12 protein-coding genes are annotated in these 19,526 nt (G+C 49.4%); 2 read left to right on the forward strand and 10 right to left on the reverse strand.

Annotated elements, in window-relative coordinates:
• Positions 1-6: 6 nt before the first annotated feature.
• The 4 genes from D829_RS31420 to D829_RS0118095 form a co-directional block, all read right to left on the reverse strand.
• Positions 7-1,185, reverse strand: coding sequence for a substrate-binding domain-containing protein (locus tag D829_RS31420; RefSeq protein ID WP_017690329.1), 1,179 nt, complete (start codon positions 1,183-1,185; stop codon positions 7-9).
• Positions 1,172-2,959, reverse strand: a complete 1,788-nt coding sequence (locus tag D829_RS0118085; protein ID WP_051154011.1) for a sensor histidine kinase — start codon at positions 2,957-2,959, stop codon at positions 1,172-1,174. The genes D829_RS31420 and D829_RS0118085 overlap by 14 nt, the downstream gene beginning before the upstream one ends.
• A 26-nt stretch (positions 2,960-2,985) precedes the next feature.
• Positions 2,986-4,593, reverse strand: a complete 1,608-nt coding sequence (locus D829_RS0118090; protein ID WP_017690331.1) for a response regulator — start codon at positions 4,591-4,593, stop codon at positions 2,986-2,988.
• A gap of 337 nt (positions 4,594-4,930) precedes the next feature.
• On the reverse strand, positions 4,931-5,833 hold the full coding sequence (locus tag D829_RS0118095; protein WP_017690332.1) for a tyrosine-type recombinase/integrase: 903 nt from the start codon (positions 5,831-5,833) through the stop codon (positions 4,931-4,933).
• A gap of 168 nt (positions 5,834-6,001) precedes the next feature.
• Here D829_RS0118095 and D829_RS0118100 point away from each other — a divergent pair, with 168 nt between their 5' ends.
• Together D829_RS0118100 and D829_RS0118105 are read left to right on the forward strand one after the other, a co-directional pair.
• Positions 6,002-6,202 (forward strand): cold-shock protein, encoded by a 201-nt coding sequence (locus tag D829_RS0118100; RefSeq protein WP_017690333.1) that lies wholly within the window; start codon positions 6,002-6,004, stop codon positions 6,200-6,202.
• 104 nt (positions 6,203-6,306) lie between these two features.
• A complete protein-coding gene (locus D829_RS0118105; RefSeq protein WP_036606368.1) occupies positions 6,307-6,579 on the forward strand; it encodes an HU family DNA-binding protein in 273 nt (90 codons plus the stop codon).
• Between the two features lie 330 nt (positions 6,580-6,909).
• Here the strand turns inward: D829_RS0118105 and D829_RS0118110 are convergent, their stop codons facing one another.
• The 6 genes from D829_RS0118110 to D829_RS0118135 all read right to left on the reverse strand — a co-directional run bounded on the left by D829_RS0118110 (position 6,910) and on the right by D829_RS0118135 (position 19,497).
• The gene (locus D829_RS0118110) at positions 6,910-7,554 is read right to left on the reverse strand and encodes a Vat family streptogramin A O-acetyltransferase (RefSeq protein WP_017690335.1); all 645 of its coding nucleotides are present in this window, start codon (positions 7,552-7,554) and stop codon (positions 6,910-6,912) included.
• Positions 7,555-7,755: 201 nt separating this feature from the next.
• Positions 7,756-9,735, reverse strand: a complete 1,980-nt coding sequence (locus D829_RS0118115; protein ID WP_017690336.1) for a CotH kinase family protein — start codon at positions 9,733-9,735, stop codon at positions 7,756-7,758.
• Positions 9,736-9,872: 137 nt separating this feature from the next.
• Positions 9,873-14,198, reverse strand: a complete 4,326-nt coding sequence (locus D829_RS32515) for an alpha/beta hydrolase fold domain-containing protein (protein WP_017690337.1) — start codon at positions 14,196-14,198, stop codon at positions 9,873-9,875.
• Positions 14,199-14,294: 96 nt separating this feature from the next.
• Positions 14,295-15,845 carry an extracellular solute-binding protein gene (locus D829_RS0118125; RefSeq protein WP_017690338.1) on the reverse strand — a complete coding sequence of 517 codons (1,551 nt, stop codon included), beginning with the start codon at positions 15,843-15,845 and terminating at the stop codon, positions 14,295-14,297.
• 399 nt (positions 15,846-16,244) lie between these two features.
• A complete protein-coding gene (locus D829_RS0118130) occupies positions 16,245-18,692 on the reverse strand; it encodes a DUF4962 domain-containing protein (protein ID WP_017690339.1) in 2,448 nt (815 codons plus the stop codon).
• 37 nt (positions 18,693-18,729) lie between these two features.
• Positions 18,730-19,497 carry a glucose 1-dehydrogenase gene (locus tag D829_RS0118135; RefSeq protein WP_017690340.1) on the reverse strand — a complete coding sequence of 256 codons (768 nt, stop codon included), beginning with the start codon at positions 19,495-19,497 and terminating at the stop codon, positions 18,730-18,732.
• Between the last annotated feature and the right edge of the window lie 29 nt (positions 19,498-19,526).

Raw genomic sequence — 19,526 nt, forward strand, 5'->3', positions numbered from 1 at the left:
ATTGGTTCATTGTACAAAAGGAAACAACAGCTTCTGGTTATCCATCCAGAACATATTGTCTGTACTAACCAGCTTGGTCTCAAGTAACACTCTCGCTTGCACCTGTTGATTGTTCAGCCGCGCAACGGCTTGATTCAATCCCAGATAACCTGCACTGTATCCATTCTGGACGATGAGATGATCAAAGACCCCTTCTTGCAATTGCTCCAGTTGCTGTTGTTCACTGCCGAATCCAACAATCCTTACCTTGTCCGCAGATTTGCGTCGATTCAGTTCATCGGCTGCTCCCAGAGAAGCAGGTTCCTGAAGAGTAATGAAGCCATCCACCTCCTGCTGGTCCAGCAATTGCTTCGCACTCTGCCAACATCCATCCCGTGTATTACATATCGATTTGGGTTCCACTTGAATATCAGGATACTGTACCAAGGCTTCCATAACTCCCTGCTCTCTCTGAATCAGACCAGTATTAAGAGGATCGGGGCCCAATAAAGCCACATGCCCTTTCCCTTCCAGAAGCTCCGCCATAGCCTGGCCGGCCTGTCTTCCCGCCTCAACATTATCCATCGAGATGAAACTGGTGATGCCTTTCACGGGAAATTCATCGTTAAGCACAATGACAGGAACAATGGTCCCATCGGAATTTGTTGTCTGTGCCTCCTGAATGATGTCACTAAGGGCCTTCTCACTTAGGGGATCAACCAATAGAGCTGATGCCCCCTGCTTCAGAGCCGATGCGGCGGCCCCCACTTGAGCCTGCTCTCGCGCACTACGAGACAACGTTTGGCTGTTGATATTTGCCTGTTTGACCTGCATCTGACTTCCAGCAGAGTCCAGAATGGCAGGCGTGTACACATCACCATCGGAAGGGTATGCTTCCACGGTAATCAGTTCGGCTCCGTTCTCTTTGGCAGCCGCTTCGGCGCCAAGCCAGATAGCTTCCGCAAGTTCCCCTGTCCCAGCTGGCGTAATCAGCGCGATACGTGGCGGTACTGCCGTAGCATCGGGACTCGATAAGCCACAGGCGCTGCATATGAGCAGACAGCAGCTTGCAGCTGTCTGGGTTACTAACCGACGTTTCCGGATTCCAGGAAAGCTCGCAGCAACCTTTTTCCAAAACGTACGAATGTATGACCCTACAACTCTGTGGCTGTGGATATCGCTCCTATTCTCCTTATTGTCCGTCATTAGGATCGCCCTCCTTCTGCTGCGATTGAATGGGAATCCGAACCCAGACCGTGGTGCCTTCTTCCAGCTCACTTGCAAATTCAAGTCCGAAGCCCTCCCCATAATAGAGCCGGATTCGGTCATGTACGTTGCGTACAGCTACGCCGGAGCCTGCACCGCTTTTAACAACCGGACTACCACTCAATAATCCCGACATTTGTTCTTCCGTCATGCCGACCCCATTATCTGTAATGCGAAACACCAGCTTGTTGTCCTCACGATAAACATCAACCTCAATACTTCCTTCGTCCATGTGGTACTCGATGCCATGAACAATGGCGTTCTCAATCAGGGGTTGCAGCACCAGCTTCAATGTCAGGCAATCCAGAAGCGTATCATCGGCCTTAATCGTAAAGTTGAATTTGCGCTTGAACCTCATCTGCTGGATCGTCAAATAATGCTGCGCATGCTCCAGCTCTTCCCTGATCGTGATAATCGTTTTACCTTGACTAAGACTGATGCGGAACAGGCGAGAGAGAGACGTGATCATCGTGATCACTTCCTCATTGCGGCTCATACCTACCATGCGCACCACTGAATTCAGCGTATTGTACAAAAAATGAGGATTGATCTGGGCCTGCAAGGCTTCCAGCTCCAGACGCCGCTTCTGCTCCTGTTCATGGATAATCTCATCCATCAAGGTTCGGATTTTATTGACCATCAGGTTGAAGCGACGGGATAGTCGTTCCACCTCCAGCGGCCCTTCAATAGGCAACTCCACGTTGAAATCCCCGCGCTCCACGGCCTTCATCTTGCGCTCCATTCGCCGGATTGGGCGAGTGAGACTGGAGGATAAGAACAGCGAGACAAGAATGACCAGCACCAGTACAACGACCAATACACGAATGAGATATCCGTTCACTTCCTGACGCGTTGTCATAATCTCATCCAGATAGGCAACACCGACGATTTTCCACCCGATATTGGCAACGGACTTTACGGTATTCAGCCTTTTCTGCCCATCCGCTTCATCTTCGTAACTGCCGGAAGCCACCAAAGCCTGTTCGATATTCTCGCTTTTGAGTCCCATATACATCAATTGCTGCTGCGGATGGTACACGATATTTCCCGCACTCTCATCGATGATATAGACATATCCCCGTTGCCCCAGACTGACCCGGCGGCTCAGTTCATCCATCTGTTTGAAATTGATATCGACCAGCAGGATAACCTGCCGTTCCTGACCATTTTGCCGTATCGTTATGCCTTTGCTCATGGAAACGACCCATTTGTATGGGCCTGTGTACATGTTCTGAATATGAGGTAACGAAAAACTCAGGTGATCCGGCACACGAAGCGCAGACTGAAACCACCCTTGCTGTGTCACATGGGCACTCGGTTTTAATTCGGCTGTAGGTCGGTTTTTGAGCAATTTCCCCGTGGAATCAAGTAGAGTAATCGAGATGATATCTTCACGACTGCTGAGCAGTATGTCAAGCTGTTTGTCCACTAGTTCCCCTTCCCATGTCCCGTCACGCAGCATGTGTTCCTCAATGGCACGGTACAGATGCGACATACTGCGGACGTAATCCTCCAGGTTATAACTGACCTGATCCACAATCTGTCTCGTCGTCAGTTCCGCACTTCGCTCGGCAGCCTGCGTGAACTTGTCATGCAGAAGCATCGCCATGATGGTCAGCACCAAGACGATGAAGACGGAAAAGGACCATGTAATAATAAACCGGATACTGCTGACTCTGGACGAACGCAGACGAGAGCGTAATTGAGGTTCCATGGACTTCACCCATCTGGACGAAAACTTCATCGGATTGAACCTTCACTTGCCGCCTGGGAAGCCTGTTTACGGTATTCTTTCGGCGAGACACCAATATGTTTTTTGAAACAAAAACTGAAGTAATTGGGTTCGGCAAAGCCAACCTGCTCCGCAATCTCAAACGACTTCAGCTCTGTCGAGCGAAGCAGTTCACGCGCTGCCTCCATTCGGATCTGCATCAGGTACTGCAGGAAGGTAAGTTGCACTTCTTTTTTGAAAATGCCACAAAAATAACCGGAGCTGATATGCAAATGCCCGCACACCTTCTGAATAGATAGGTCCGGGTCGGCATAATGCTCTTTCGTGAAGACTAACGCCTGCTCGACAATATCTTTGTATACATGCTGGCGACCGCTGGCAATGCGATGTTGCACGAGTAGACAGACTTCCTGTACCTTCTTCTGTGCCTCAGTAAGTCCCGGCAGTCGGAACAAATCCGCATACAACTGGAACCCTGCACCAAATATGTCTTCCATCGCTTCTCCTGATGCCTGTGCTGCCTTCCATACTGTTGTTAATACTTCAATTAAATAGAGCTGAATATCACTTCGCCCGTGTTCCACTGTAATTTCCCGGAAAATGATCGCCAGTGCTTCCTCCAGCTCTGCTTGTGTCCCCGCCTTCAGGCAACGTGTCAGCGTCTGCTGCTTCAATTCGTCAAACCGCAGCTTGCCCGCCGTCTGTCGCTCCACGTCCGCAATGTATATGATTGAATCTGTCCCGGGCACAAGCCGATAATCCAACGCCAGCAGGGCATCTTCATAGGCATGATTCACATCCGCAAGTGTATCGACAATCTGACCAGATCCCACCGTAGCCGGGATACGTAAATAGTGGTTGATGCTGCGCATCACATTTTCCAATGCCTTCTGTTGCCGCTTCGCTCCATCTGTACCGCCCGAGCGATCCACATAGAGCAGGACAATCGTCTCCTGATGCATAAAGGCATGACCCGCCCCATGCTCCGCCCAGACTTCTGCCGCAATGTTAAGTGCAGCAAAGCGTTTCAGTTCAGCATCTCCTTCCATGTGCAGTGTCAATACGGACACACCATAGCGTTCTCCTGTCAGATCCAATCCGCATTCTTTGGCTTTACTATGAATATATGTCGAGGATTTCTGCCGATGGAGCAAGGTCGCCATCAGATCTGCCTGTAATAAAGGCAAACTGGTATGATAGTGCTCACGCAGCTGCTGTATATCTTCACGCTCAGCCACTTCAGACGCCATCTGGGCGCGCAGTCTTGTGAGCAGTTCGATGAGATGTCCTGCCGAGAAAGGCTTCAGCAGATATTCATCCACACTTAACGAGATGGCTTGCCTCGCATAATCAAATTCATCATAACCAGTCAAAATGACCACCTTTACGAGTGGATTACGTTTCCTCAATCTTTGTGCGAGTTCCAGACCATTCATGAATGGCATGCTGATATCCGTCACCACAATGTCCGGCTCTACCCTCTCCGCCATCTCCAATGCTTCCCGCCCATTCTCAGCCAAACCGACTATCCGCAGATCGAGCGCTTCCCAATCGACCTCTACAACAAGTCCTTCACGCACATCTTCTTCATCATCCACCAGCAGTACCCGGTACACGTTTGGATTCCTCCCTTTTGATGACGGCCTTATGCCCTATCAACAAATATATATGTAGCATTGTGAATCATTTGATTTCTTATTGCTCACCGAATTGAAGCAAAATGCATAGGCTCATGTTGATCTGTTCCAAGGTGGCCATCATAATATACAATATTATCAGGGATATGTAATCGCTTTCTTTATTAGAGGTAAGGCAACCCTGTCGGGCAGTGCCTAAGTGAAATGTGAAGGATCGTATATGAATGCTAAAGGTAGGTTAAAGTAATACAAACACGGAAAATTTCGAAGTACTTCTAATAAGAGGTGTTTTGATTGTGATTATAATTCAGATTCTTCATTCTTGTTCTCTACGATGATTCGTACGTAATGCTTTAACATAAATCATTGTTGTATCTGGGTTGGTGTGTCCCATTATCTCGGCCAAACGGTGCAGTGGCGTATGCTCAGCCATGGCGTAGCCAAAACGATGACGCAGGTCGTGTGAACTCAGTCCTTCCAGCCCTGCTGTTATCATTACTTTTTTAATCAGGTGGCGCAATGCTCTCTCCGTTAAACGATCGTTTGTCTTCTCTGAAGGAAAAAGGTACGCATGATCGGTAGCAAGATCAGATAAGTACTGATTCAACATGACAACACACTGCATATTCAAAGGGATCTTACGTTGCACGTTGCGTTTATCGGCTCTCACTGTCAAGTGACCGCTTCGTCTACCAAGTTCGATATCATGAGGCTTGAGGTTGCATACCTCCATCGTTCGCAAGCCTGTGTGAAACATAAGGGTCAGGATGGTCTGATCACGAAGGGAATTACCGTACTCCACTGCCGCGAGGAATGCCTGCTCTTCTTCAAATGTCATTCGGCGTGGACTTACTTTGTCTTCCGGAATGAATTTTAATGGTTTGGAAGGGTCATGACTGAGCCTGGATTCCAAGACAGCCCATTTGAAAAAACGCTTCAGCGTAATCAACCTCCGGTTAATGGTGGCTGGTTTCAATACCATAACTTTGTGAGCATCTTCACGATAACTGACTAAAGTGGATGTATCCACATCTTCAATTCGCAGTGAGAACTCTTCGCTGAGCATGGTGCTTTCCTTGTACCATTCGATAAAGTGTTTCAGATCACTTGCATATTCCTTCACGGTTTTGGGATGTAATTCTCCCTCTTTAGCAAGCATATGTATGAATTCCTCTACTGTCGGTTCCCGCTGCACCGAAACCCCTGATGACTGATTCATTAGAAAATACCTCCAAATCTTGACTTATATTAGCGGACATGGTATTATCATATTAATCGATACATTAGCGGACATCAAGTTCGTGGTTTAAATGCACCAGGTGAGTGTCAATTTTAAATTATACTCGTCATAATGATCGGCTAAAAACTTATTTTTTGGAGGAATCACATGCAAACAGGTACAGTGAAATGGTTCAACGCGGATAAAGGATTCGGCTTTATCGAAACTGAAGAAGGAACAGACGTATTCGTTCATTTCAGTGCAATTCAAGGTGAAGGTTACAAATCTTTGGACGAAGGTCAACGCGTTCAATTCGAAGTAACTCAAGGTAACCGTGGACCACAAGCTGAGAACGTTACTAAACTTTAATTATATGAAAGCTGCCTTATTAATAAGGCAGCTTTTTATTTACACATATGTTGAACAGTAAAGAAAAGATTTCACATCCCAAGAATGAAAGCGAGGTATTCCCCATGGATAAAGAACAATTGATCACAGAAGTAGCTAAGGCTGGCGGTTTCTCCAAGAAGAATGCTGAAAAAGCTGTAACCGTTGTACTGGACTCGATTCTCGAAGCTCTCAAAGAAGGCAAAGAGGTTCAACTGGTCGGATTCGGGAAATTTGAAGTGCAGAAGCGTGAGGCAAGAACGGGAAGAAGCCGGAAAACAGGCAAAGAAATTCAACTACCTGCAGGTAAAGTTCCTGTATTCACAGCAGGCTTAAGCATGAAAGAAGCTTTAAATTAAACAACGCAACAACTTATTGAAAAGAGGTTTTTATTCAAACACACAATGATAATATGGATTTAAATGTCGTGTTTACTACCGTTGATGATATCATTAACTTTTATTCAGGCAAACAGACAAACTCGGATCATGCAGAAAATCACACTCATTTGAAGCCCCCATCAGTACAGTCTGATTGCAGCCTACGACCACCCACCCGTTAAATTAACATTTCATCTTGGACAACAAGAGGCCCTGATCCGCTCAAAACGGTCCAGGGCCTGATTTGCTTGGAAGCCGGCTCCGTCAGGAACCAGCTTATTTGTCTTTTATGCACAATGCACAACCATCCTATTTGCTGTTCAGAAGTTCGCGCAAGATCTGTAGATCATATGTAGAGACAAGACGTTCCAAATGCGTATCCAGCCATTCCTCATCCTGATCCCACCACTTCAATTCCAGCAGCAGTGCAATCGTCTCTTCGTCAAAACGCTTTTTAACAGTCTTGGCTGGATTACCACCAACAATCGTATAGGGTTCAATGTCCTTAACAACGGTTGAATTGGAGGCAACGATTGCCCCGTCTCCAATCGTGATACCAGGCATGATCGTCACATTTTGTCCAAGCCATACATCGTTCCCCAGTACCGTGTCACCCTTATATGGAAGTTGTTCCAGTGTAGGTGTCACACGCTCCCATCCTCCACCAAAAATGTTGAACGGATACGTGGTCATACCCTCCATCCGATGATTCGCGCCATTCATAATGAATGTCACACCTTCCGCAATTGCACAGAAATTGCCGATGACCAGGCGATCACCAATAAAGTCATAATGATGCTGTATCCGGTCATAGAATTGCTCTGGCGGATTCGTGTTGTCGCTATAATACGTATAATCACCGATGTCCACGTTGGAACGCGGCGGCAGGTTTTGAATGTAACATACCGTACGGATATTCTCATTCGGGAAAAGTTTGGTTTTATCAGGGGCCATATTGTAGTCCCTCCTTTTCCCTATTGTAACAGATATTAAATCTTAAATGGACTAAGTGAGGCCAGACATGGACGAGGCCGGATTTTGCTGGATATTCGCTCCGTCTAACCTGACAAAGCAGAGCAAAAAGGGATTCAATCTGACCATCGAATCCCTTTTCTTATTCTCCATACAACAACGTTGATCTGCAGGAGATATTTCTTATTTGGATGTAAGGCTTACTTGTGCAGCGGTTTGATCCCAGTCCACGGTAAGTCCCAGTCCTTCTGAGATGAAGCGTACAGGCACAAGTGTGCGACTGTTTTGAATGATCGCTGGTGCATCAATTTCGAGTGTCTTTCCATTTACGGTTGCCGTGCTGCTTCCGATCTTGAGCACAAGGGTCTGATCATTCAGAACCGCTGTTACCGTCTTGGCCGTTTTGTCCCAAGTCACTTCTGCACCCATTGCTTCGAGGATTGCGTTCACAGGCACCATCACTCGGCCACTTTGCTGCAGCGGGTTCTGATCCGGGAATGTGATCGATTTACCATCGAGTGTTACGGTAATGGTTTTGTCGGTTGTTCCGGATGAAGTATTCGAACCGGTCTCTTCCGTAGTCTCAGGCAAAGGTGTTACTTCACGTCCGAGTTGCTCTTGCAGATTGGCAAGACGGTTCAGGGCAAATGTCGTTAGTGAGCCGGATGCCATGGAGCCCATGCTCCAGCCTCCGCCAAAGTTGCCGCCAGGAGGTGTTTGGGCATTTCCTGTATTCGTTGTTGGATCTGTTGCACCATTTCCAGTTGTGACCCCCGGCTGAGTCGGAGGTGTCATTCCTTCAAAACCTTCAGGCGGCATCATGCCTTCCATGCCCTCAGGTGGTGTCATTCCCTCAAATCCTTCTGGTAGTGTAAAGCCCATACCATCTGCTTCATCTGCATTTGCAGAATAAGCAATGTTGGATTCAAACTGTTCTGTCGTATAGAATTTCGTTGGATCTGCTTCTACATAAGGACGAATCTCATCGGCAAGGCCAGTAATACGATCCTGAATGCCTTCCATATAGTCCGTCAGTTCATTGACGTAGCTCAAATATTTTTCCTTATACTCCGGCACAGCAAGCAGATTGTTAATCATCGGTACATTCTCCATGCTAATACCCAGTACAGGCTCATCTACAGATACGTTCGTTGCATTGATGTTGGTCGTGGTCGAACCGGTTGTTGTGCCACGTCCCCCTAGACCCGAGTACCCGTTGAAGGACATGTTGAAGTCCCAAGGAACAACCGTGAACTTGCCGTCGGCATCACTGTAGAGCATGTAGTTGTGTCCTTTGTCACCGTTATAGCTGTCATAGTTGCCGAAAACCATGTTGCCTGCAATATATTGAAGCGCCGAATCCACGTCCAGTACACTTTCAATGTCACCTTTTTTGCCTTCAGGCATGTCATTCAGCGTTTTGATGAAGTTTTTGAGCTTGGTTTTGTTCTCGTCCGTACCCAAATCCTTTGTCAGCGTGCTGTATTCGCCTTTTTCTTCATATTGGAGATAAGTCTTCTCCTCGGTATCATAGAGAACACCATCCTCATAAGCTTCACCGTAGTTGCGTTCCAGGTAACTGTCATCTACTGCTTCAACGCCGGTGTAGAAACCAACCAGTTCGCCGTTCACATACAGATTAACATAGTTCGTCATCGGTACATCCATTCCAATGCTGCGCAGCGCTTCATAATGGAGAACTTCACGCATGAACGATGGATCAGAATAGTTGTTGTTCAGAACCATTTTATCCAGACCAAGCAGGGTTTGTGTTTTGTCGTATTTGTCGAATTTCAATCTAAAGCTGTACCGGTCCGAATCTTTCATCGCGGATACAACTTTCAACGTCAGATTACCTTTGGTGGAGAAACCAACGTTGTCCAGCTTGTTGCCGTCCACTTCGACACTTACCTTCTTATAATCCTTATCTAGCGGGCTTTCGAGCATGCTCTTCCAGTCTGCATCATCAATCGTTACATTTACGTCAATGACGTTATCCGTCTGGAACAACGATTCATAAGCTTGCGTCACGCCTGCACTTGAGATTGTCGCTGTACTCTCTGCGGCATATGCCGCATTCGGACTTACAATCAAACCAAAAGATGTCGTTACCATGGTCACGGACAATGCCGTTACTGCAACTTTTCGTAACAAAATATTCAAGTGATGAATCCTCCTTCTTGGTTTCTCGGTTAAGCAACTGGGGCTTATGTAACCATGGTAGGGGACGAACCTTTAGTGAATCTTAAATTAATAATTCATAACAAAAAGTAGCCCATCAGGCTACTTGTTCTGATCCTTTATAGCTCCGTAACGGTCACACCTGCTGCTTTGTAGTAGTCCTCATCTACATTGTTTAGAATGTTGGCCTTCATTAGAATGCTTACTCCGGCAAAGAGACCGATTCCATTCGCGTTACCTTCGATTCGGTTATGTTCAATCCATACGTTCTCAGGGTCCCCTTCGCCGACATTGCCTGCTCCGGCATCGCCTTTATCGCGCTCAAGCCTCACACCCCAGTAACCGCTCGCCGTATTGTTACGAATGACATTGCCGCGAATCACCGTGCCCGGTCCGTTCAACACTTTGATCCCTGCTGCCTCTGCAATCATAGTGGTATTCTCGATGAAATTATCCTCAATTAGGGTATCGGGGGTACCCATGGTTACCGAAATACCGATTCGACTGTTCGTAATTGTGTTGTCATGAATGTAGTTCCCTTTGCCAGACTTGCTGTGGTTGCTGGGCGCCGAACCCCCGGTATTGCCGAGCCCAATCCCTGCGCCTGTCAATACGTCCGTAATGACATTGCCGGAGATTTCATTCAAATACTCCAGTTCACCATGAAGGTCGATGGCGTCCAACTTTGTTCCGTTAAACGTATTGCCACGTAACACGTTATTATGAGCCACAAACTGAATCAGTGCTCCATGTCTGAGATAAGGACCTTCAAATGTACTGTCCTCCACCACATTCCATAACGTATCATTGTCAAATCCGAGCCGATCGGTCTTGGCCGTTCCCTGAATGGAAATTCCGTAGCCTGAACCTCCAGGGCCCAGATCTGTTGCATTGCGAAAGGTTGCATGCTCCACAACAACATCGCGGCTGTGCTCAATGCGGATCGCCATTCGTTTGAACTTCTCCACAATCACGCCGTCAATCGTAATGTCATACGATGGTGCCTCGCCATAATTGGCGATGTGGATCATGCTATCCGGCCCCCCTGCAGAGGGATTATTGGATTGATGATCCGTCGTGTAGCTGCCGGACCAGGCTGAAGTTATGGTCATGTTGGATACGAGGATGCTATGCTGAGCCGATGCTTTCAGAACGGCACTTCCCGTCACCTGATTCAGCGATGTCTTGAGCACAGTTCCTTCACGGCTCTCACCTCTCAGATTCACTCCGGATTTGAGCATCAGATTGGTGCTGCCATCCGGTCCGGACAACAAATTGTACACTCCATTAGGCAAAAACACTTCATCACCAACGCTGGCCTCATCAATGGCAGCCTGTATAGCAGGACGGTCATCACTCACATTGTCGGCGGGATCTGCTCCATAATCCCGTACATCAATTGTACGTCCGGTCACGGCATGTGGAGCATGGACAGCATGTGGTGTGCCATCTGTTTCCGTCAGACCTGGGGCGATAAAGGGTATCGTCCCTTCAGGTGGCTGTGGCACGATGTATGGAATCAGAGCCACAGGTGTCCCTCCTCCTGCAAAAGGGGCATACAGATGCACATCGCTCAGACTTGTGTAAATACTTGCATCGGAATTGCCATGCCCGGTGATTCGCACATACCGTGCAGACGTGTCCGGGATATCAAACGCCTGCATTTCAGTTGTATCCCCACTGCTTTCGCCGCTAAATATCTGGGTCCACTGCTCACCGTCAACAGACGATTCCATCTCAAAAAATGTCTTTCGGATATCCCCTTTGTAAAAACCAATCCCAACATAGCCTACTGGCTGTGCCTGCCCCAGATCAAATATGATCCATTGCCCCTCTCCTGCAACAGACCAGCGTGTATAGCTGTTATTGTCGAGGGTATTGGTCGCCAGGTTGCCGTCGCTCCCACTTGCCGTGACGGAAGCCACAGGCAGGGACGATACCGGAACGCCAAGGGTTGTCAATTCGGTTGATAAAGCACTGCTGACGTTGCCCGCTTCGTCAATCGCCCTCACTTGAAATGTATATGGTGTTTCCGCTTCAAGTCCGCTGTCCCGGAATGACTGCTTACCTTGTTCGCTCAGCAGAACTCCATCACGATAAATTCGGTAGGCAGATACAGCCGTATCGTCACTGGCAGCAGGCCATCTCAGTTCCGCAAAATCCGTTCCCCAGTTGCGAATCTCCAGTTCAGCTCCCTGCTCCCATTCGGGTGACTGCGCGTCACTGCCTTCTTCGATTAAAGCAATGACAGATAACTGTGGACGCGGATTGCTCGTTCCGTTGGCTTCCTTGGTATAGACGTTAACGGAAACACCTGTTGATCCCGCATCCGCGAGCAAAAATGCAACCTGCCCGGCATCTGGACGACTCTTCACATAATCGGTTACATCAACTTCATAGACGGCCGGACTTCCATTCCGATCTGCCGAGACATGGAATGTGCCCAGCAGCGGAGCTTCGCTCAGACTTTGGACGGGAGCATTCGACCAGGTTAGTGATGATTCACTCCAGTCTGTGGCATCCAAACCATAAAGGGACAACTCCGTATCGGTATTCGAAGTGCCTTTCTTCGCTGCAATCCGCAGTTGATAACGATCTCCTTCCGGCTCATTTCCGGTCATATCAAATTTGAGATATACATATTTCTTGGTCGACGAAGTGGAAGAGATGCTTAGTAATCCGGTGCTGGAACCTGTAGCCTGATTGAAATTCAGATCAGGCTTGCTGCTATCAATCGCCGCATCGTCGCTTGGCAGCTTGCTTGAGATGACCTTCTCCATCAACGGTCGTTCTTCTTCCTCTTCTTCATCTCCATACGAAGTGTCTTCGGGATTGCTTTTGAAAATAATTGGCTCCGTAACGATCCGGTTCTTCACATGTTCATCCAGGAAGGCCCATGCCTCCGTATTGGCATTCTCGGAAGCTGTACCTGTAAATCCATGGCCCTGGCCGGGTACAATCTTCACATCCACAATCGGCACACCCGCAGATTGAAGCTGCTCTGCAAAAGTAACACTGTCCGTGTATGGAATGGTGGCGTCAGCATCCCCGTGGCGAATCCAGAACGGTGGATCATCCGGTGAAGCATAGGTGCCCGGCATCGCAAGTCTGGCCTGTTCCGGTACATCCAATGCGCGATGACCGCCAAGCAGAGCCGTGACCGAGCTATAGTTATTGGCAAATGTCGTCGTAAAATCAGCGGGTCCGTACCAGTCGGCAACCGCCTGCACTTTGTCCGAATACTCAGGCCATCCGCCAGAACCTTCGAGATCCGGTACCTCTACCGTGACTCCTGTATCAAGCACGACGGGATCACCAGCGACCAAGTCCCCCGTTGTGCCGAGTAATGCGGCCAGGTGACCGCCCGCAGATGATCCCCATACGCCGATACGACTTGGGTCCAGATTGTACTGGGCGGCATGGGCCCGCAAATATCGGATAGCAAGTTTGACATCCTGAATCTGGGCAGGGAAAGGCGCCTCAGGCGTCAGCCGGTAGTCCAGAGATACACCGATGTAACCGCGTTTGAGTACATAATTGCATATGGAGTTCAATGCCTGCTTCCGGTCCCCGTGATTCCACCCACCTCCGTGAATATAGATCATGACTGGCATCGGTTCAGCTGCCGCTGTCTCGGGAACGGCAATGGATGAATACATCGCCCGCCCACCAGCCATGCCAATCTCCACATCCTCGTATAAAGTCACTCCTTGCGGTGGCGTAAACTCAGTATTCTCTTCTCCAGGCGGCACTGGGGAAGGGGCAGGCGTTATACCCGGAATGGCCTGACCGTAAATGGCAACATTGTCGATATACATGTTCGCCTGCATGACATCTCCTGTCCGAAATCGAATATTCACTGTACTGTTATTGTTCGCCTCCGCACCCAGCGTCCAGCTTTTTAAGGTATTGCCTTCCTTATTTTTCACATCTGGAGTGCCTGGGGGAAGTTGGAACGTCTCCAGCGTTGACCAGGAAATTCCACCATCCTTCGACCATTCAATAATCACGCTTCCGCTTATATAGGAGGAAGCTCTTGTGTAGTAGCTTAGCCGGATGTTTCCGTATCCGGTCAGATCAAGTGGCAGCGCGAGTGCATCAGTTCCGTCTATCTTGATCATGTTGGGTTGGGATGGTGCGGTTGTTGAAGAAGAGGTTTTGACCTTGCTCCCGCCCGCACCGTCCTGACGCCATGGTGCCTTCAATGCAATTCCGCCCGTAGAGCCAAAATTGTCGGGATCATCAAAGTTTTCCGCGTAAATCTCCAGCTCGGGCCCCTCGGGTTCCGGAATATTTACTTCCTGTGCAGCATTGATAACAGAATGAGGAATATCGTCTTCCATCGCCCGGACTTCATGCACAGGAATGGCAGTACCACTAATGAGTATGAAAGATATGGCAACAAGCACAGCCCGCTTCGTCCACGTTTTGAACAAGTCTTTCATTAGTATCCCTCCGTATTCAGCTAACTTGCCACTCCGATGACAGAACAACCTTCCGATCGCTGTTATCGTGTAAATTGTATAGTTCGACTTATATCATTAGCGACGCGGTGCTGAAACTCCCTCACCCTTCTTAAATTTCTCCGTAGCTTCCTCGATGGCCTGATCGCCACCCTTGGATTTCCATTCCTCAACCACTTTCGGCCAATCCGAGATCGGCTCCTTACCATAAACCATCTTGATCATGTGTGTGAGCAATACTTGAGGAGGTGTATCCGAATTGGGAGCAATCTCGGGATTCTGCACAAAGGCCTCCAATCGTGGATCAAAGTTGATGCCATCCCGGCCTTCTTTGGCTAAAATCGTATCGTAAATATTCATCAGTTTCCTGCCTTCTTCTGTCAGCGATAACGAGCCTTTATTGTACGTTGTGTCCTGAACAAACCATAAGAACGACTGACGGTAACGCTCTTCGTCCACGCCAGCGGAATCCGTTGGAGCGGTGTACGAAATCACGCCATTATCCTCTGTGTAGGTTTCTCCTTCCGTGCCGTACGTGAAAAACTTCTCCGCTTCATCGGACACCATCCAGTTAAAAAAACGGATAATGGAAGCCGGATCAGCCGCATCCTTATTGATAAAGTAGGCACGTGTCACCGGACCGTACAGATAATAACCACCTTTACCGTCCGGGCCAACAGGGGAAGGGATAATTTCGATTTTTGCATCGGGAACCGACGCTTTAATCTGCTTCTCCCATTGAATCAGTTCGTTGGCATTCATGGACCACATGCCCGCCTTACCAGAGAGAATCGTATTTTTGAATACCGTCGAATTGATGGTCGCAAACTCTTTGTTAATCAGCCCTTCTTCGTACATCGTCTTATATACCGTCAGGGCTTGCTGCATATTCTCGTTATCCATGAACTTGGGTACAATCTGGTCGCCCTGTTGCTCCATCATGGACAGGAACTGCTGCACATCATAGGCACCAAAGAAGGTATCCGCATATTTGAAATCTTCACGCCCCATATATGGATTCTCCACGCCAAGCTTTTTAAAGGCGCGCAGCACTTCCAATGTTTCCTCCACCGTGGTAGGCACCGGCAATCCCGTTTGATCCAGCAGATCCTTACGAATCCAGGTTGCCCGGCGGGATGGATTGGATAAATATTCGGGGATGGCATAGATCTGCCCGTCATGGGTGACCTGGTCCCAGGCTTCCTTCGGCACCGCTTTGAGCAAATCTTGCCCATACTGCTGCAACAGCTCATCCAGCGGCTGGAATACTCCGGCTTCGACCGAACCGGCCATCTCCTTGCCGTTGACGCCGCCATCACCCTGCACCACATCAGGAATATCGTTGGTGGCAAACATCTGGACCATTTTCTGCTCATATTCCTTATGAGGCACGAGCACGATTTTCAGATCGCTATTGGTCAGTTCCTCCAGCTTTTTCACCCATTTATCCTGGTTGATGTCCGGTGACTTCTCCACATACGTATACGCCAGCGTTCGCAGTGACATGGAGAACCTTGTCTTGCCGTCTCCCCCATTCTCACCGGATTCCGCCCCGTTTCCCTTGCTGCATCCCGCCATGAAGGTTGCCGCCAGCAATAGCGCCATGCCTGTGACCATCCACTTTTTCATGCTACCCCTCTTTTCATCCTGATTTAGGTTTAGGTATCACTTATATGTGAAGCGCTTTCATGAAGATGATAAAACATCCCCACCGCCTGCAACAATGGGGATGTTTTAGATGAGATTGCGTTTTCTTTAGGTCATACTCAGCGTTCCACAGCATCCAGTCATATAGAGCACTATATAAACTGAACGTACAAACTTTACACTCAGCCACTGCGATTGCAGTACCCTCTTCCGATCGCTGTTATCCCCAGATTTTTTTGATTCCCTTTTCAGAGGGAAAAATCCGGGGATAAGCATATGCTTCCGATGTAGCTTTCTTACAGAAAGCTTTTAGCGAACGCTTCGCTTCTTCAGATGGGTTCTGCACTCTTCGTTCTTGTGTAAATATTCAGTTCATCTTATCTAGTACGTCTTGGATACCTCGATCTTCTTCGTTACACCGTTGTCGGTAAAATAGAGATGGATACCGTGATCCTGGTCATCGATGAAATAGGGTACATACTTCGGCTCCTCGATCTTATAGGGTACAAGCAGCGTTACAATTGTATGACTTGTGGCAGGCCGCGTTTCCGCGCTCAGATGATAATGTCTGTCCAGCCCTTCGTACTCTGCCGGGTCCACCTCTGCGAATTGATCCGTCTGGCTAAGCGCCAGCTCACCGGAGGAAGCATATACAAACGTGCCCTCAAGCCCCGCCTTAGTACCGTTCAGGCGGAAGCTCTGCCCTTTCAGCTGTAGCGGGTGCAGTGCATGGAACAGCCATTGAACGCTGTCCGGTTTCTCCAGATCAATATGGTCCACAATGACGAAATAGGATGATTGCAGAAAATGAATCTCTCGTACAACACGCTTCACATGGGGTACGGTGCTGGCATAGGCATCGGTCGCTACCGCGCGCACATAACCATCGCCGTCCCGCCAATAGGCCTCTTCGATCTGCCCGGTTGCGGCCATATTCAGCACCTTATTGTTCTCGGCATACTGACCTGCTCCGCCAATCAGCAGATTGTTTTTGGAGCGTGTCTGCCTGCGCCATTCCCGGTGGAAGGAGCTGCCGTGCGCGATATAATAGCCCGTATCCGCCGCGAGCGGCTCACCGAATGCATGCAAAGTGAAGCTATTCTGATCCGCATGACTGTGGCTGATCGAGCCGTAACGGCTCGACTTGAGCAGAAGCATCATATGCTCATCCGGATCGTCCATCCGGTGATGCATGGCTACCCATCCCACATCACGGAACCACTTCAGCGGCTCGATGTCCACAGGCGACTCTTCCTCCACCTGCGGATAATCGTGGCGGTATACTAATTCGTCAAAGTTAAAGTCCCACCAACCGTAGTTATAAAAAGCACCCTCTGTCCCCGGATCGGATTGACGTACACGCTCAAAGTACCACTGGTACCAACGGTTGCCTGTAACCCCCGCCAGTTGGCGGACAAGATAACCTGTTTTCAAGTTTACCGGGTCACCCAGCGTAGACTGGTCCCCAAAGCTGGCGCGCCGAGCATCGGGCGGGTACACGTAGAAAGGAAAATCTCCGGTACGCTGGAAGAATGGTCGACGGAAAAAGTCGATGCCCGCATAGTTTCGCAGCAAATTCATCGCTTCGGTCACATAGGCCATGCCTGTTGTCCAATACATCGGGCCTTCGGCCCAGCCTCCATCACTGCCTCCCCAAGGAGAGTACAGACAGGCATAATAATCGATCGCATAATCCAGCCACTCTGCAGCCTGCTGCTCCTCATGCAACAAGGCCATACAGCAGGGCACAAGCACGGAGGACAATGAACGCACCGCATGGCTGTCATAGGGCACATGATGAATCTTCGAGCGGACCATCACATGCTGGGCTACCTGTTCTGTCCGCCGCAGCAAACTGCGCCTGACCACTTCCTGCTCTTCACTGTTCAACTCATCATGCAGCCAGTCATAACCCCAAGCGAGCGCAGCGGCAACCCGAAAAGCCGCCTCGTCATTATAATCGCGGGAGGTCGTTCCCTCCGTATCCCAAGCTGCCACATGCAACAACCAGGTTTTCGCCGCTTCAAGCAGCCGTTCGTCTCGAAGCACCCGTCCAGCGATACTCAGATGACGAATCGCATATAACACTTCCTGACAGTCAATGTACATTTGCCTCCAGAGCGGGGCGACACGTTTGTTCTCCGGGTAAGGCTGCGGTTCACGAATGGGTTCACGGTTTGCCCATGGCTCCACGGAATTTGCCATAAATGCATCCCAGCCGCAGTATGTAGCATCTGACGCAATGGCATCCGCAAGTGCATTCAGCCCACGCTCACCAAGCCACAGCCGGGGGTGAGACATGTCTGTGAAATCGTATCGCTGCGCCCGGGAAGGTAGCGGTGTCTCGGGTAATCCCACTGGCACAGTGAACCGCCGCACCTCACTCCAAGCCGACACTTTCCCTTGCTTCCCTTGCGAGGTATGCCCTTCGGCTTCACTCCCTTGCTTCCCCTGTGAGACATGCGTTTCGGATTCGCTACCTTGCTTCCCCTGTGAGACATGCGCTTCGGATTCGCTACCTTGCTGCACTGGATGATCTACAAGCAGCGCATATCGCCAATAATAATCCCCAGGTCTAAACACCTGGTCTGGCGTGAAAAAGTTATACGGGAGCGGCGCAAAGGTCATCGTCTCTTCTTCCTGAAAAGAAGGGCTCGCCGACACTTGCAGCAGATAGGCATTCTCATCCTCCTGCTGTGCTGCCATCCAGGTAAACCTTGGCGGATTCTCTGCCAGAACGGTATGCTCGTCAGGGGCATAGTCCACATGGAACGGCCCGCTGATGGGTTGGTACAACGATCTTTCTGCAAGCTTTCGCTTCACTTCCATCGTTTTGTCCCCTCCTTATCATCACAATGTTGTAACATCAACGCATATACATGCCGCCATTGATTTCAAGCGTCTCTCCGGTAATAAAAGAACCCAGGTCGGAACACAGGTACAATGCCGCTCCTGCGACATCATCGGGAGTCCCTTCCCGTCCAAGCGGGATGCTACTTACCGCAGAAGACCGACCTTCTGCCGAGGTGAACGTAGCATGGAATGCCGTCTGTCCGATGAAGCCCGGGGAGAGCGCATTCACCGTAATCCCGCCAGGGGCAAGCTCTTTGGCAAGCCCTTTGGTTAACGCCATGACAGCCGCCTTGGATGCTGCGTAAATCGCTGCACCCGGCCCGCCCCCATTATGGGCCGCTACGGAGGTCAGATTAATAATTCGGCCGCCACCAGCCGCCTTCATGCCAGGAATGACCGCTTTGGAGACAAAGACGGCGCTCTTCAGATTGACATCCATAATCCGGCTGTACAGCTCCTCACTCATCGTTTCAATGGGGCTCCGCTCCACCAGATGTCCCGCGTTGTTAACCAAAAGGTCAATTGGACCGCCAAAACGGAGTGTAATCTCTTCAACCATCGCTCTGATGGCATCCGTATCCGTCACATCTGCCTGAAATGCCGCCGCTTCACCACCAGCATCCCGGATGGCGGTCACAACTTCCTCCGCCCGCTCCATATTATGCAGACCATTCACAGCGACCTTCGCCCCGCAACGAGCCAACGCTCCAGCGATAGCAGCACCAATCCCTCCACTGGAACCTGTTACCAATGCGATTTTGTTCTGTAAATTGATATTCATGTTCTATCTTCCTCCTTGTTATTGGTTTC

Origin of the sequence: Paenibacillus sp. PAMC 26794 (assembly GCF_000316035.1) — a bacterium.
Taxonomy (GTDB): Bacteria; Bacillota; Bacilli; order Paenibacillales; family Paenibacillaceae; genus Paenibacillus.

Coding starts and splice junctions, on each gene's coding strand:
- D829_RS0118095 (WP_017690332.1), bottom strand. CDS start 5,833: ATGAATCAGTCATCAGGGGTTTCGGTGCAGCGGGAACCGACAGTAGAG.
- D829_RS0118110 (WP_017690335.1), bottom strand. CDS start 7,554: ATGGCCCCTGATAAAACCAAACTTTTCCCGAATGAGAATATCCGTACG.
- D829_RS31420 (WP_017690329.1), bottom strand. CDS start 1,185: ATGACGGACAATAAGGAGAATAGGAGCGATATCCACAGCCACAGAGTT.
- D829_RS0118135 (WP_017690340.1), bottom strand. CDS start 19,497: ATGAATATCAATTTACAGAACAAAATCGCATTGGTAACAGGTTCCAGT.
- D829_RS0118105 (WP_036606368.1), top strand. CDS start 6,307: ATGGATAAAGAACAATTGATCACAGAAGTAGCTAAGGCTGGCGGTTTC.
- D829_RS0118130 (WP_017690339.1), bottom strand. CDS start 18,692: ATGGAAGTGAAGCGAAAGCTTGCAGAAAGATCGTTGTACCAACCCATC.
- D829_RS0118125 (WP_017690338.1), bottom strand. CDS start 15,845: ATGAAAAAGTGGATGGTCACAGGCATGGCGCTATTGCTGGCGGCAACC.
- D829_RS0118100 (WP_017690333.1), top strand. CDS start 6,002: ATGCAAACAGGTACAGTGAAATGGTTCAACGCGGATAAAGGATTCGGC.
- D829_RS0118085 (WP_051154011.1), bottom strand. CDS start 2,959: ATGGAACCTCAATTACGCTCTCGTCTGCGTTCGTCCAGAGTCAGCAGT.
- D829_RS32515 (WP_017690337.1), bottom strand. CDS start 14,198: ATGAAAGACTTGTTCAAAACGTGGACGAAGCGGGCTGTGCTTGTTGCC.